General features: G+C 54.2%; 13 protein-coding genes. 3 read left to right on the top strand and 10 right to left on the bottom strand.

Annotation, left to right across the window (positions count from 1 at the left end; translation table 11 throughout):
• Positions 1-152 precede the first annotated feature (152 nt).
• Positions 153-1,487 carry an MFS transporter gene (locus tag HB631_RS14185; protein WP_213991814.1) on the top strand — a complete coding sequence of 445 codons (1,335 nt, stop codon included), beginning with the start codon at positions 153-155 and terminating at the stop codon, positions 1,485-1,487.
• A 117-nt stretch (positions 1,488-1,604) separates the two neighbouring features.
• Here HB631_RS14185 and HB631_RS14190 read toward each other — a convergent pair whose 3' ends face one another.
• Both HB631_RS14190 and HB631_RS27060 read right to left on the bottom strand, forming a co-directional pair.
• Entirely contained in the window at positions 1,605-1,871 is a 267-nt protein-coding gene (locus HB631_RS14190) for a helix-turn-helix transcriptional regulator (protein ID WP_213991815.1), read from the bottom strand.
• 308 nt (positions 1,872-2,179) lie between these two features.
• Complete coding sequence (locus tag HB631_RS27060; RefSeq protein WP_255557003.1) at positions 2,180-2,302, bottom strand: hypothetical protein; 123 nt, start codon at positions 2,300-2,302, stop codon at positions 2,180-2,182.
• A gap of 441 nt (positions 2,303-2,743) precedes the next feature.
• Between HB631_RS27060 and opgB the strand changes: the two genes are divergently transcribed.
• Positions 2,744-4,633, top strand: a complete 1,890-nt coding sequence (gene opgB / locus HB631_RS14195; protein ID WP_213991816.1) for a phosphatidylglycerol--membrane-oligosaccharide glycerophosphotransferase — start codon at positions 2,744-2,746, stop codon at positions 4,631-4,633.
• 297 nt (positions 4,634-4,930) lie between these two features.
• Here opgB and hypB read toward each other — a convergent pair whose 3' ends face one another.
• From hypB to hypC, 8 genes are all read right to left on the bottom strand, one after another.
• Complete coding sequence (gene hypB, locus HB631_RS14200) at positions 4,931-5,701, bottom strand: hydrogenase nickel incorporation protein HypB (protein ID WP_213991817.1); 771 nt, start codon at positions 5,699-5,701, stop codon at positions 4,931-4,933.
• 42 nt (positions 5,702-5,743) lie between these two features.
• Complete coding sequence (locus HB631_RS14205) at positions 5,744-5,977, bottom strand: hypothetical protein (RefSeq protein WP_213991818.1); 234 nt, start codon at positions 5,975-5,977, stop codon at positions 5,744-5,746.
• Positions 5,978-5,997: 20 nt separating this feature from the next.
• Positions 5,998-6,195 (bottom strand): CooT family nickel-binding protein, encoded by a 198-nt coding sequence (locus HB631_RS14210; protein ID WP_213991819.1) that lies wholly within the window; start codon positions 6,193-6,195, stop codon positions 5,998-6,000.
• Positions 6,196-6,324: 129 nt separating this feature from the next.
• The gene (locus tag HB631_RS14215; protein ID WP_213991820.1) at positions 6,325-7,098 is read right to left on the bottom strand and encodes a carbon monoxide dehydrogenase accessory protein CooC; all 774 of its coding nucleotides are present in this window, start codon (positions 7,096-7,098) and stop codon (positions 6,325-6,327) included.
• Positions 7,099-7,100: 2 nt separating this feature from the next.
• Positions 7,101-9,011: an anaerobic carbon-monoxide dehydrogenase catalytic subunit gene (cooS, locus tag HB631_RS14220; RefSeq protein WP_213991821.1), complete on the bottom strand. Its 1,911-nt coding sequence runs from the start codon at positions 9,009-9,011 to the stop codon at positions 7,101-7,103.
• Entirely contained in the window at positions 9,011-9,589 is a 579-nt protein-coding gene (locus HB631_RS14225) for a 4Fe-4S dicluster domain-containing protein (protein ID WP_218627015.1), read from the bottom strand. The genes cooS and HB631_RS14225 overlap by 1 nt, the downstream gene beginning before the upstream one ends.
• A 16-nt stretch (positions 9,590-9,605) precedes the next feature.
• A complete protein-coding gene (hypA, locus tag HB631_RS14230) occupies positions 9,606-9,944 on the bottom strand; it encodes a hydrogenase maturation nickel metallochaperone HypA (RefSeq protein ID WP_213991889.1) in 339 nt (112 codons plus the stop codon).
• 159 nt (positions 9,945-10,103) lie between these two features.
• Positions 10,104-10,352 (bottom strand): HypC/HybG/HupF family hydrogenase formation chaperone, encoded by a 249-nt coding sequence (hypC, locus tag HB631_RS14235; RefSeq protein ID WP_213991822.1) that lies wholly within the window; start codon positions 10,350-10,352, stop codon positions 10,104-10,106.
• A gap of 406 nt (positions 10,353-10,758) precedes the next feature.
• Between hypC and HB631_RS14240 the strand changes: the two genes are divergently transcribed.
• On the top strand, positions 10,759-14,577 hold the full coding sequence (locus tag HB631_RS14240) for a proton-conducting transporter membrane subunit (protein ID WP_213991823.1): 3,819 nt from the start codon (positions 10,759-10,761) through the stop codon (positions 14,575-14,577).
• Positions 14,578-14,582: the final 5 nt, after the last annotated feature.

Here is a 14,582-nt window from a genome sequence, read left to right on the forward strand (position 1 = left end):
CTACTATTTTCGCTTCAGGAAATTTCATTGTGAAAATGCCCGCCTTTAATAAAAGCTACCCTTTTCACAATTATATTTATGTCTAACGGGCTTATTAAACAGCTCCGCAGTACATGCCGCACGCAAAAGCAAAATTAACGTGGAGAAATATCATGGCGGTTGAGACGAGTTTATTAACTAAAAAACGAACCCATGTTCGTTTTTATGTTTTGCTCATTATTTTTATTATTACAGCAGTAAATTATGCCGATCGGGTTACCCTATCCATAGCCGGTACGCAGGTCTCGAAAGAGTTGGGTCTGGATGTGGTGGATTTGGGCCAGATATTTTCCGCCTTCGGTATCGCCTATCTGGTGATGCAGATACCGGGCGGCTGGTTACTGGATAAGTTTGGCTCAATTAAGGTTTACAGTTTCAGCCTGTTTTTTTGGTCGCTGTTTACCCTGTTGCAGGGTTTTGTCGGCGGATTATCCATTTCCGCCGCCGTGTTATCCCTGTTTATGCTGCAATTTCTGCTGGGTTTTGCCGAAGCGCCGGCGTTTCCCGCCAATGCGCGCGTGGTCGCCGCGTGGTTTCCCGCCAAGGAGCGCGCAACCGCCTCATCCATATTCAATGCGGCGCAATACTTCTCCCTGGCCATCTTCTCGCCATTTCTAGGCTGGCTGGTCTATGCCTGGAGCTGGAAACACGTCTTCATCGTTATGGGCATCATCGGATTTATATTGACTTTCGTCTGGACCAAATTCGTTCATAACCCCTTTGATTCCCCGTACGCTTCCAAGGAAGAGCTCGATTATATCGAACAGGGCGGCGGCGTGGTGAATATGGACCAGAAAAAAAGCGCCAAACAGGGTCCTAAATGGAATTATGTCAAACAGCTGCTAACCAGCCGTATGATGCTGGGCATATTTTTCGGCCAATATTTCTTGAATACCATTACCTGGTTCTTCCTGACCTGGTTCCCGATTTACCTGGTGCACGACAAAGGCATGACCATTATGAAGGTGGGTCTGGTTGCCTCCATTCCGGCTATATGCGGCTTTTTGGGCGGGATATCCGGCGGCATGGTTTCCGATCTACTGTTAAAACGCGGCTGTTCCCTGACCTTTGCCCGCAAGGCGCCGATTGTGTTCGGCATGCTGTTGGCGTCAACCATGATTTTGTGCAATTACACCAACAATACCGTTTTGGTGGTGGCAATGATGGCGCTGGCATTCTTCGGTAAGGGTTTCGGCGCGTTGGGCTGGCCGGTCATTGCCGATACCGCGCCGAAAGAAGTCATCGGCCTGTGCGGCGCGATTTTTAATATGTTCGGCAATGTGGCATCCATCGTGACGCCGTTATTAATCGGTTATCTGGTTAAAGGCTTGCACTCGTTTAATGCCGCACTGATTTTCGTCGGCTGTTCGGCGCTGATGTCCATGCTCTGCTATCTGCTGGTGGTAGGTAAAATCCAGCGGCTTGAACTGAAAAAAGTCCCTGAATAAGAGGGCAATATGCCGGCATAAAAAACCAAAGGTCAGCTCAGGCTGGCCTTTGTTCGTCGTGTGGCTCTGATAGCCCTGTGCTCATGTCAACACGGGGCCAGGTTCGCCAGGAAGCGCTTAGCTCTTTTTTTCAATAAATTTTACGCTGTACAAAGTCAGCAACGCGGAAGCGAAGGTGTCATCCACGGTGTAAAAATAACATTCCGGCACGTCCAACACCCGAGCAAAGGCGCAGCAGGTCTCAAAATTGGGCCGGTAAATACCGTTTTCATATTGACTGATGCGGGATCTAGCCGTGGACTCGTCAATTCCCGCCAGTACCGCCAACTTTTCTTGCGTCAGTCTTGCCCGTTTACGGGCTTCTTTCAGGCGTTTTGGGATCATGTCGATATATTAGCAATGAGCTCTTGTTTATCTGTTTAGCATCCTTTAACATTGTTTTTGTTTAGTATAGCTAAACAAAAGATAACGTGACTTAAGACACCAGGGTTAGGGCCGGCCGTTGCCGGCCCGCTTAGTGATTAAAAAAAATACTGGTCTCAGAGCTTTGTTTTATCAGATATATTTTTCATAAAACTAATAAACGCAGAGAGTTTCTTCCTCACTATTTTATCCTGACTACTGACCATGGCGGTTCAACCTTTCTTATAAGATTGATAAGCGGGTCGTGAATTTTTTTTAATTTTTTCGATTTAAATCACAAACTCCTCACCCCCTCCCGATTTGCTGTCCATTCCCTGATTGGAATCAGCGGTACGGCGATTGCAGCCCCGCTGGATGGCATTGTGCACATCACGCTGTGCAAGGATTTCCATTTGTCGTTCCCATTATTGGACGCCGATTCATTGACGATCGTCACGAAGAATTCGGTCATCACCCAGAGGGTGGTATGCCTGCGGGGGTAGGTGCTAAAATCTACCCTGACCTGCGCGGAGAAAGAAGTGTGTAAAATTTTGCGTCCCCGGGTGTCGCCGGCTCCCGGCAACGGTGCGTCCTTGCAACGGCAATAATTCATGAAAATCAGTATATTATAAAGCACCCTTCCCTAAAAAAAACCACTGGCGCACTATGGCGGTGCCGGCAGCGACATATTTGTCCCGCTCCGGTGGTCATAATTCTGTAAAAAAATCTAGCCCAGCCAAACATTGATTGGTATATATGGCTATTATTAGTAGAAACGGGACGGATGACCGCCTTTGAATCGTTACTTTAAGACAGGACCTGGCTATACCGTAACCAGTTGCGGAGGCATGTAGATGTCGGCAGAAATACTTTCAGCTGTGTTATTTGTGACATCCATCATAATATACTCGCTGCGGGCTGATAGAAATAAGCTATGGTTTATATTAGTATTATTTATACTAGGGCTTTATATTGTTCTTAATTTAGCCAGGGTTGCCAGTAACTATTTTACCGGCGACGGTATAAACGATTCGGTCTTGTATACCATTACCAGCAACCTGACCGGCGCCGGCATCGGTAAATATATCTTGCCGTTTGCTGGTTTTTTACTCGTTTCACTGGTGGTGTTCGGCTTGATGTCATGGGTTCTGCTCAGGACCAGCGGTAAAAATACCAATGTATTATACAGTATACTGGCACTGATTTTCGCCAGCGCCTCGGTGGTCGTTACTCCGGCATTCGGTGAAATCGCCGGTTTGATGAAATCTGAACTTGGTCATGATAATTCCGATTTTTATACTTATTATAAAACCCCAAAAAAAACCATGTCGGGCAAAAAACCCAACCTGATTTATATCTATGCCGAAAGCCTGGAAAAAACCTATTTTGATCAAAATGAATTCCCGGGTTTAACTACTGAGCTGAATTCGGATAAAGACGATTCCACTTCTTTTGAAAATACTATTCAATTACCCGGCACCGGGTATACCATTGCCGGCATGGTGGCCTCCCAGTGCGGCATCCCGTTATTTGCTCCTTTCGATGGCAACGCATCCAGTTCCTTATCGACATTTTATCCTCATGCGGTTTGCCTGGGGGACGTTTTGCACGCTTCGGGTTACGATACCTTTTTTTACCAGGGCGCCGATCTGGCGTTCGGCGGCAAGGGACTGTTTTTGAAGTCCCACGGTATTGATCATCTCTACGGGCTGCAGGAGTTGCAGGATCAGGTGGACGACCCGAATTATAAAAATGAGTGGGGCTGGTATGACGATACCCTGCTGAATATAGTTTATAATAAATATATAGAGTTATCCAAAGAAAATAAACGGTTTGCTTTATTTGCCTTAACGGTGGATACCCATCATCCGGATGGGTATATTTCCAAGACCTGTACCAAAAAAACCTATGACTTTAATAATGTTGAAAACAGCTCCCTGAGCGCCGTGGCCTGTAGCCAACAACATATTGCGGACCTGATTGAAAAAATAAAACAGTCGCCCTATTTTAGCAATACGGTTATTGTGGTGTCATCGGATCATCTGGCCATGAACAATACCGCCTATGATATTTTAACCAAAAACGATCGTAAAGATTTGTTTTTTATTATTCGTGGCGATACGGATAAAAAACAGCAAATCAATGTTAAAAGAAGCACTCTGGATAATGGCGCCACGGTGCTGGATGTATTAGGGGGAGATAATTTTATCGGGTTAGGCCGCAGCAGCCTCTCGAACGTTTCCTTGTCCACCTATTTTATGAACATCAATGAAAAAATAACCAGCTGGATTCCGGCCATCATACGGCAATGGGATTTTCCGAGTAAAATCTCTAAATATAAGATCGACGTTGCCTCAAAAACCATTAAGTTTAACGGTGTGAGTTTCAAGACGCCGCTGATATTGAAGGTGGAAAAGAACCGGGTCGAACCCATGTTTGATGTGTATTTGTCGGTTCCGCTGAATCAACAATTAGCCAAGCTGGATGCCAACGAAAAATTCGTCTGGGTGGATGATTGTACAAAGATGGCCAATGTCTGGGACGATCAATTGAACCAGGTGAGTAATACCTGCGTGGCAACCGGTACCCTGAATACCCGTCCCAAGATTGTGAAAATCAATGGCGATGTTTACCATGGAAAGGTGAAATTTAGTCAGCCGCGGCAAGGAGACGATCCTGATTCCATTTATCAAAATACCGTCAACAAACTTGCCGAGGATGCCGCCAATTCCATGCCACAGTGATGGCGCGCGCGCTCTTTAACAGGCTTGTTGTACGATTGGTGCCGGCGGGCCTAGCGTGCCATGCGGCGCTCCGGCGGGCGGGAAAACCACGCCCGCTTCGACCGCATTGGCGCGCTCTCCCTTTAACACGTTCGTTGCACGATTGATGCCGGCGGGCCTAGCGTGCCATGCGGCGCTCCGGCGGGCGGGAAAACCACGCCCGCTTCGACCGCATTGGCGCGCTCTCCCTTTAACACGCGCTCACGTTAACATGCGTTGACTTTGGCTCGCTTGGTTCAAGCTTCAGTGATAGCGGGCCTAGCGCGCCCGCTTATCCGCTTTGGCGACCGCCCCTGCCAGCCAGTCCAGCCAGCTGTCCATGCCTTGTCCGGTTTTGGACGATACTTCCAGCACCTCTGAATGGTTGGCCAGCATGCTGATTTCGTCCCGCACCCGCGCCACGCTGAAGTCGTCGAAGTACGGCAGCAGATCGATTTTGCTGATGAGGATCTTGTCCCCCAGGCGGAACATTACCGGGTATTTTTCCGGTTTGTCGTCCCCTTCCGGCACCGAGAGCAGCACCACGTCATAATGCTGTCCCAGGGCAAAACTGGCCGGGCACACCAGGTTGCCGACGTTCTCGATGAACAGAATATCCATCGCCGTGCCGGCCAGCTGTTGGTAGGCGGAGTGGATCATGGACGCATCCAGATGGCAGGCCATACCGGTGGTAATCTGCACCACCGGCACGCCTTTTTTACGCAGGCGCACCGCATCGTTTTCGGTTTCCAGGTCGCCTTCGATAACGCCGATGTTCAGTCCCCGCGCCATCAGCCGCTCGATGGTGGCCTCCAGCAGGGCGGTTTTGCCGCTGCCCGGGGAGGACATCAGATTGAATACCACGGTGCCCTGGCCATTAAACAGCGCGGCGTTCTGTTCCGCCTGCCGATCGTTATCCTGCAGTAAATTTTGCAGGACTTCGATGGAGCGCGGAGCGACCGGTTTCAGCGGGCGGATGGCGCGTATGGCGCCGTTTTTTAATAACAGGCGACTGCCGGTGGTGATATTGCAGCCACAGTTGTTGCACATACTCTTGCCCTAGCGGCCGTCGTGCGGCCACGGTAATGGTATCTACCCTCGCGGCGCCTGCGGTGGCGTATCAAGCTGCGCCAGCATAGCGGATAACGCATCGCTCACCCGGTTCATCTGGGCGATGGCGGCGCCGCATCCCCCGGCCAGCTCGGTCTGCCCTTCTGTTTCCAGGGCGTGGAGGTATTTTCGCATTTCGTCGATATGCTCTTCGTTGTGCTCCAGCCAGTGCGGCAGCATAACGGTAAATTTTTCAGTCAATGTTTTCTCGGCCATGATGGGTTCCTCGGCGGTTATCACGCGGCGCGCCATTCCAGCAAGACGGAATTGCGCAGACAGTCAATTTCTTTAATCTGAAAGCCGTACAGCTCACGGGGCGGCTCAAACAGGCTCGATAACGTGATTTTATCCGGCCCCACGTCGATGGCGGCGACATCGTCCACCCGTTCTTCCCGGTTGTCCGCCAGGATCAATCTGACTTTAAGCTGGCACATCTATCACCTCTTGTGGGCGACGGCGCGGCGGCTTTTTGTCCACCACCCTCGCCGGCCATGTTTACATCGGCATTCCCACCGGGCATTTTCACCCGGCTGTTCTTATTCGGCATTCATACGCGGTAATTCTTATCCCGCATAGTCCAGTAGCCGGGTTTTGATGGTCCGCAGTTCCTCCAGAAAATCGCCGCCGATATCATAAGGTGCGGCACCGGTGCGATCCGCATCGCGAATCGCCTCGTTGAGTGAGAGATAACCCAGCATTTTTTCCGCCGGCAAGACCGATGCCAGAAAGGTTTTATCTTCCTGGTTCTTGATTTTGCTGCCGACGTAGGCGATTTTTTTGATGCCGATATCGGCGGCCAGTTTTTCAATTTGCCGGGTGGTCTGGATGCTGCGCTGTCCGGGCTCCACCACCACAATCAGCAGGTCCACCGCTTCGGCGGTGGACCTGCCGAGGTGCTCGATACCGGCCTCCATATCCATGATCACCAGGTCCCGGCGTTCAAGCAGCAGATGCTTCATCAGGCTGCGCAGCAGGGTGTGTTCCGGACAGACACAGCCGGTACCGCCGTGCTCGACGGTACCCATCAACAGCAAACGGACCCCGGCGTGCTCCACGCAAAAGGCATCCGGCAAATCGTCCACCTTCGGATTGAGGATAAACAGTCCGCCATAACCGCTGTCGGCGCCGGTGCGCTCTTTTGCCAGGTCTTTCATATGGGAAAACGGCTGAAGATCGGCATAACGCTCGGCGGGGATACCCAATGCCGACGCCAGGTTGGCATCGGGATCCGCGTCAATGGCCAATACGTGTTTACCTTCCGCGGCGAAAGAGCGGGCGAGCAATCCCGCCAGGGTGGTTTTTCCCACGCCGCCTTTTCCCGCTATGGCTATTTTCATGCTTATATCCCCAAGGCGTGGCGTTTTTCACGGATCACCGCCACCAGTTTTTCCGCCGCCAGCGCCGGATCGGATTCCACCAGGAAGTAGCCGCCGAACAGCCCCTTAGCCCCTTCGGTAATCAAATCGGTGACCACCGCCGACCCGGTGACCTGGGGCACGATGCCCAGATGGGTAGGCAAACCGATGGCGACGCTCCAGCTGGCGATAGCGATGGCTTTTTCCGACATGGCTTCCGGCGCGGAGGCCACCAGCGGCAAATCGCTCAGGTCTACGTTCAGCTTGTTGGCCAGCGCCGTGGCCAGTTGCACCGCCCGGCTGTTGTCCACGCAGGAGCCCATATGCAGTATCAGCGGCAACGGTCCTTCCAGTCCCGCCGCCACGCCGATGGTGGTTAATACCGCTTTCAGCGAATCACCCGCCCAGGCTTGGGTAGCCTGCTGGTTCATCAGGCCGTGTTTGGCGAAGGCGCCCGCGCCGCAGCCGGTGGCCAGCAGCAGGACGTTATTGCGGGCCAGGATCTTGGCGATGACTTGAAAATTTTCGTCCTGTATCGCGCGGGTGCTGTTACAGCCGGCGAACAGCGCCACCCCGAGGATATTGCCGTTCACGATATTCTCCACCAGCGGCGCCAGGGGATCTTCCGCGTTCAGCGCCGCCAGGGCCGCCATCACTGCCTCACTGCTGAAACCGACGATGGCGGTCTGTTTTATATCCGGAATATTGATGCGCTTGGGGTCGCGGCGGCCATAGGCGTCAATGGCGTACTGCACGATTTTGCGGGCGGTTTCTTTGGCTTTGTCTTCGTGAAAACTGACATGGCGCGCGCCCGGCATCTTGTTTTCATCCATGGTGGTGATGAATTCGGTGTGATAGCACTCGCTGATTTGCGGCAGCGACGGCATGATGCACTGTACGTCCACCACCATCGCGTCCAGCGCGCCGGTGAAAATGGCCATTTCCTGCGACAGATAGTTGGTGGCCAGCGGGATACCGTGTCGCATCATGACTTCATTGCCGGTGCAGCAGATACCGACGATATTGATGCCTTCCGACGCTCCGGCGTCGCGGGCAATGCTGTTCATTTCGCCGGCGATATCGCAAATCACTTCGCTGAGCAGCGGGTTATGGCCGTTAACGGCAATATTCACCGCGTGTTTCTTGATCACGCCGATATTGGCCTGAGTCACCACGGGTTTCGGCGTGCCGAACATCGCGTCCGACAGTTCCGTCGCCAGGGCCATGCCGTTGAAATCCGCCAGGGCGCCGCGCATCCCGCCCAGCACCAGGTTTTCCGGGTCGGCATCGCATCCGATATGGGTGCGCGACATGATTTGCGCCACCGTGGCATCGATGTTATGGGGCAATACCCCCAGTTTTCCCAGCAATGACAGACGTTTTGCCGGCAGCGAGGCGCTTATCCAGTGACAGGGAACCTTGCTGTCCTGATTTTGATAATCCTCCAGGGTCTTGGTGGCCACGTCGTAGGCGATGTCGTTTATGGTCCGGTCGGCGACGGCGATATCCAGCCGCTCGGCGATATTTTTCAGCTTGCCTTCATCGCGGATATGATAATCGGGCAACTCCCCTTTACCCACCCGTTGCATGGCCAGGGCAATATGCCGGCCGTGTTCCGAATGCGCCGCCGCTCCGGCGGCCATCATGCGAATCAGATTGCGCGCCACGATGGTGTCTTTACTGGCGCCGCAAATACCGGCCTGGGGACCGTCGCCAAACGGATCCACGCGGCAGGGCCCTTTCCAGCAGATACGGCAACATAATCCCAGCGTGCCGAAACCACACTGCGGCTGTTGCATCTCATACCGATCAAAGACCGTCGCAATCCCTTCTTGTTCAGCAACCGGGCACAGTGCGATAACGGCGGGATCGCTCGATCTTATTTTGATATCCATTACAGTCCCCTTAATGCCAAAGTGATATTCTTCTGAGATTGGGCCAATTCTCCGGCCCGGGCCTTGATCAGCGCCTGACGGTAGGTTTTCATATCCACCAGGCTGATGGCCTTGGTGGGACAGGACTCAACGCAGGCGGTCTCGGTTTTGCCCTGTTTTTTACGCCAGTCCACGCACAGATCGCATTTTTGCGCCACGCCCTGATTGGTGGCGCTGAAATGGTCTTTCGCCGCGGCGCGCCGGACGGTAATGGCGCCGAACGGGCAGACCATCACGCACAGTTTGCAGCCGACGCAATTATCCTCATTGATTTGCACCTGGCCGTCCGCCTGACGGCAGGCGCCGGTGGGGCACACCAGCGCGCAGGGGGCGTTTTCACACTGGCGGCACTGCATCGGCATGGTTATCTCGCCGGACGCCACCACCTTCATTCGCGGATGGAGAGGCAGTTGGTCCGTTACGGCGGCCACCAGACTGCCGTCGCCGCCGTGGGCCACCGCGCAGGCCATTTCACAGCTATGACAGCCAAGGCATTTAAGCGCGTTGGCGTAAATAATGACATTTTCCTGTTCTTTCATGGCGTTACCTTCTGCTTCAAGCGTCAAAACTTTCAATGTAGAGTTCGTCGCCCTGAATCAACACGACATCCCGGCTTTGGCAACGGGGACATTGAAAATGGAATTTGATAACCTCAAAATCACCGCCGCAGCCATGGCATGTCGCCACCGCCGGCACCGGGTCGATAATCAGTTCGGCGCCCTCCGCCAGCGTGCCTTCGGTAAACGCCCCGAAGCAGAAGACCAGCGCCTGCGGCTCTACCGCCTTCATTCGTCCTACTTTTAGCCACACCCGTTTGATGGAACTAACCTGGTGGCGCTCCGCTTCCCTCAGCAGAATTTTCACCAGCCCCTGGGTTAACGCCGCTTCATGCATCACCGATTCTCCCGCGGACGATGGCGGTCCGATGCAATGCGGCCGTGATGATTCCCCCTCGCCCGCATGCGGTGGACAACCCCGTTATGCCCGGCATCCCTTCACTGTCGCCGGTCACTGGACATACCGCTCTGCGACCGGCTTGGACGAGGAGGGTTTTCATACCGGCAGTTCACCCAGTTCGCTGAGCATGGTCAGCATTTCCGCCGCCTCCCGCTCATCGATGCGCGCCATGGCGAACCCCACGTGGACCAGCACCCAATCGCCGATACAGTCGGCCGGGGCATGGGATTTATCGACTATAAAGGCGATATTGATATCCCGCTTCACCCCGGCCACTTCCACGGTGGCCAGCAGATTGGCGGCATCCTTTATGGTCAGAATTTTTCCCGGGACCCCCAAACACATAATGCGTAACCCCCTGTGGATTGGTGCAACTCGTAATTTATTGGGTATAAATTTTTACGTTCGCCAGATTATATTTTTATGGGAACAATTCTCGTTCGACTATTTAATTGATTAAGATCAATTTAACTGCTGATTATATTTTCCCGATCAGCTAAAATAAAAAAATTATTTTTATTTGTGTCTTTATCGGGCCGTATTAATTATGATTCTCAACCATAAAGTGACTTTGATCATATTTTTTGATATTAACCGGCAATCATTAATCCCAGAGCTTGTTCCCTGCCGTCATATTGTCAGTTCCCTTCCATAATATCTGTCAGCTAGCCGACAGACATTTCCGCCGATTTTTAATAAATTCATTCCTGGCTTGATTTTTATCCGCTCTCAGATTTACAGCGAGGAATAAATGGGAGTTTCACTCTACAGCATTCCATTACTGGCATGGGCAGGAACATTTCTTCTGCTTGCCGGCGAAATATTGGCATTATTGCACATCCGGAATCTGGTAAAACTCCTGCTGTTTTCCACGTTGGCGGAAATCGGTTTTGTCTTGCTGGGTTTTGGTCTCGATAACCAGGCGGGGGTTACCGGCGCACTGATGCATCTGGGTTTCCAGATTACCATGCGCCTGCTGGTGTTTGTCAGCGCCGGTTATCTTATCAAACGCACCGGATCCAGCTCCCTGGACGATTTGGCGGGCAGCGGCAGCCGTATGCCCCTGGCGTCGCTGCTGTTCGGCTTCGGCCTGTTTTCCGTGATGGGCCTGTCCCCGTTTAAAGGCTCGTTCAGCAAATTCCTGATTTTATACGGCGCGATGGAACAGGGGGAATGGCTGTTGGCCGCCATTGCCACCCTGGCCACGGTGGTGGCGGCGGTTTATTATATTATCGTTATTCAGCGCATCTGTCTGGAGCCGGCCCGCCCCGTTGCGGAAACCGGATCAAATATACAGAACACTTTATTGCCGATGCGGTTCTCGGCTAATGGGTTTTCGCCAATTTGGTTGTTAATGTATTTCTTGACCGCCATCACTATTTATATGAGTTTAGTGCCTGGCCCTTTTATGCATTTGGCCGAACGCTTCGCCACGCCGTCGTTAAAAGGTGAAGTACCGATATTTGAAGTCCCCTGGCGCTTTTTGGTGTTATTCCCCTATATCGGCGGTTTTATCCTTTTTGCGCTGGGACGGATTAATGCCCGACTCCGAGACCGCGCCGCCCTGGTGATTTCCGCCGCCACCCTGTTTTTTGCCTGGCAGGCGGGCGGGATAGACAGTATATCCCGCTTATTTACGCTTATTTTTGCCGCGCTGATATTTGTCGCCGTGATTTATTCCCAGGGGTATATGCGGGATAACAGCCGCGCCAACCGCTACTATTTCTTTTTGTTTCTGATGGCCGGTTCCCTGCTGGGGGTGGCTACCGCCGATGATTTCGGTAATTTCTATATGTTCTGGGAATTGATGACCTGGAGTTCCTATTTCCTGGTGGTCCATGAACAGACCCCCGAGGCCTTCAAGGCCGGCCGCAAATATTTCCTGATGTGTACCACCGGCGCCTATGTCATGCACTTCGGCATCCTCTTGTGCCATACGCGCTTCGGCAGTTTCGATATGGCGGTGATCGCCGCCCACGCCTCGCAGCTGACGCCGGCGTTCGCGGCGGTGATCGGCCTGTGCTTCCTGGCGGGCCTGGGAGTGAAAGCCGGTCTTTATCCCATGCACAGCTGGCTGCCGGACGCGCATCCGGTGGCGCCGTCCTCCGTTTCCGCCCTGATGTCGGGCATCCTCACCAAAGCCGGCGTGTACGGCATCATCAAAGTGCTGTTTGTTATCCTGGGTACCGATATCGTCGCCCGGATGTTGCCGTGGCTCTCCTTCTCCTCCATCGGCCTGGCGGTAAGCGCGCTGGGGGCGCTTACGGTGATCTATGGCGAGGTCATGGCCTTCAGGGAGCAAAACCTGAAACGGATCCTGGCCTTTTCCACCCTGGCTCAGGTAGGCGAAATCCTCACCATGGTGGGGTTGGCCACCTATTTGAGTTTTGCCGGCGCCCTGCTGCACGTTCTTAATCACGCCATCTTTAAAAACCTGCTGTTCCTGGCGGCGGGCGGCGTCATCGCCAAAGCCGGCGGCAAGCGGCTGTCCGATGTCGCGGGACTGGGCCGCGTCATGCCGTTTACCGCCCTGTGCTTCGCCGTCGGCGCCCTGGCGGTAATGGGATTGCCGCCCTTCAGCGGCTTTTTCAGCAAATTCCTGATGATCTACGCGGCGGCGCAGTCGGGGCATCTCACCATCGCTGTGCTGTTTCTGGCGGGCAGCATTTTGGCCGCCATGTACTATATGCGCATTCTGCGTGTGCTGTTTTTCACGCCCTATAACGGCACGGTGACCCGCGACGCGCCGCTGTCCATGCGCATCGCCATGGGCATACTGGCGGCGCTGGTGATCCTTGGCGGCCTGTTCCCCGATTTCGGTCTGCAACACCTGGTACGCCCGGCGGTGGATCAAATCGCCCGCAGGCAAGGGCTGGCCATTATGCCCCTGCCCCATCTCAATTTAGCCTGGACGCCGGCGGCGCTGATTGCGGTGTGCGGCGCGTTGTTGACCTTTATTGTCGGCAAAAGCGGCAAATTCAATGCCGGACCGGTGGCGGTGGCGGTTATGGCGGTCGCCCTCGGGGCGGTTCTGATGAACGCCGGTCGATATGACCTGCTGTCTTACTGGTTCGCGGCGCTGATTGCCGGCGTCGGCCTGCTGAATATGCTGTATGCCGTCGGCTATATGGCCCACGGACATCACCGGCACCGGTTCTTCTTTTTCTTTGTATTTATGATAGGCGGCCTGCTGGGCCTGGCCGCCAGTAAAGATTTGTTCAACTTCTTCGCCTTTTGGGAAATCATGAGCAGCTGGACGCTCTATTTTGTCATTATCCATGATGAAACCGAGGCGGCGTTAACCGAGGGGTTCAAGTATTTTATCTTTAACTTCGTCGGCGCCACCTGCATGTTCCTGGGTGTCGCCATGCTCACGGCCCGTGCCGGCGCCTTTGATTTCCCCACCCTGGCCCTGGCGGCGCGGACCATGTCCCTGCCCTGGTTCGGCGGCGCCCTGCTGCTTGTCCTGCTGGGTTTGCTGATGAAGGCGGCTCAGCTGCCGTGGCGCATTGATTACCAGATGCACCCCCCCACCGCCCCGACGCCGGTGAGCGGATATATTTCGGCGGTGCTGCTGAAAAGCGGCGTCTACGGGGTGATTAAACTCTTCACCCTCGGCGGGGCCGGGCTGCTGTTCGCCCGGCTGGGCACGGCGGGGGGCATGAGTGATGTGATGTACGGCATCGCCATCATCGCCGCCGTGACGCTGCTGTATGCCGGGGCCATGGCGGTGATCCAAAACGGCATTAAACGTCTGCTTATCTATAGCACCGTCAGCCAGCTGGGTTACATCCTGCTGGGTTTCGCCCTGAGTTCGCCCCTTGGCGTGGCCGGCGGCCTGATGCATCTGGTGAACCATATGATGCTGAAGGATATCCTGTTCCTCGGGGCCGGCTGCATCATGGCGCAAATTCATGTGGACAGCCTGGATCAGTTGGGGGGGCTCGGGCGCAAGATGCCGATAACCTTCGGCCTGTTCCTGTTCGCCGGATTATCACTGTCCGGGATTCCGCCGCTGAACGGTTTTTCGTCGAAATGGCTCATCTACCAGGCGGCGTTCCAGTCGGGTCATTATGTGCTGGGTCTGGCGGCCATGATGTCCAGCCTGTTTACCCTGGCGGCGGTGCTTAAATTCGCCCATGCCGCCTTTATGGGCCAGCCGCGCGAGGCGTTGAGCAACGTGCGGGAAGCGCCAATTTCAATGCTGCTGCCCATGTCGCTGCTCACCGCCGGCTGCGTCGCCGTCGGCCTGTTTCCGGGCCTGCTGCTGGTGCCGGTGAGCCGGGTCATGAACGAGCTGTCACTGGGACAGCTGGCGGTCTCCTGGACCGGCGGATTACCCGGTATCGAGGGCTGGCAGCCGCTGACGCTGTCCATACTGATGGCGTGTATCGCCCTGGTGGGCTGGCTGTTCTACCGCCTGAGCAACCGGCAGTCGGTGTCTATCCATTTGCACCAGGGTGGCGTCACCGATATCAATCCGTCCCAGGCCCACGTCCCGGCATCCGGTTTGTACCAGGCGCCGGAACGGTTTATCCGACTGGCGCTTCGGCCGAAAGACAAGGAATAAGGTTT

It is taken from the genome of Sodalis sp. dw_96 (genome assembly GCF_018449575.1).
In the GTDB taxonomy this organism is placed as follows: domain Bacteria; phylum Pseudomonadota; class Gammaproteobacteria; order Enterobacterales; family Enterobacteriaceae; genus Acerihabitans.

Bases quoted from the DNA above. Each gene is read 5' to 3' on its own strand.
- opgB (WP_213991816.1), top strand. From the start codon at position 2,744: ATGTCGGCAGAAATACTTTCAGCTGTGTTATTTGTGACATCCATCATA.
- hypA (WP_213991889.1), bottom strand. From the start codon at position 9,944: ATGCATGAAGCGGCGTTAACCCAGGGGCTGGTGAAAATTCTGCTGAGG.
- HB631_RS14185 (WP_213991814.1), top strand. From the start codon at position 153: ATGGCGGTTGAGACGAGTTTATTAACTAAAAAACGAACCCATGTTCGT.
- HB631_RS14240 (WP_213991823.1), top strand. From the start codon at position 10,759: ATGGGAGTTTCACTCTACAGCATTCCATTACTGGCATGGGCAGGAACA.
- hypB (WP_213991817.1), bottom strand. From the start codon at position 5,701: ATGTGCAACAACTGTGGCTGCAATATCACCACCGGCAGTCGCCTGTTA.
- hypC (WP_213991822.1), bottom strand. From the start codon at position 10,352: ATGTGTTTGGGGGTCCCGGGAAAAATTCTGACCATAAAGGATGCCGCC.
- HB631_RS14205 (WP_213991818.1), bottom strand. From the start codon at position 5,977: ATGGCCGAGAAAACATTGACTGAAAAATTTACCGTTATGCTGCCGCAC.
- HB631_RS27060 (WP_255557003.1), bottom strand. From the start codon at position 2,302: ATGGAAATCCTTGCACAGCGTGATGTGCACAATGCCATCCAGCGGGGC.
- HB631_RS14215 (WP_213991820.1), bottom strand. From the start codon at position 7,098: ATGAAAATAGCCATAGCGGGAAAAGGCGGCGTGGGAAAAACCACCCTG.
- HB631_RS14210 (WP_213991819.1), bottom strand. From the start codon at position 6,195: ATGTGCCAGCTTAAAGTCAGATTGATCCTGGCGGACAACCGGGAAGAA.
- cooS (WP_213991821.1), bottom strand. From the start codon at position 9,011: ATGGATATCAAAATAAGATCGAGCGATCCCGCCGTTATCGCACTGTGC.
- HB631_RS14190 (WP_213991815.1), bottom strand. From the start codon at position 1,871: ATGATCCCAAAACGCCTGAAAGAAGCCCGTAAACGGGCAAGACTGACG.
- HB631_RS14225 (WP_218627015.1), bottom strand. From the start codon at position 9,589: ATGAAAGAACAGGAAAATGTCATTATTTACGCCAACGCGCTTAAATGC.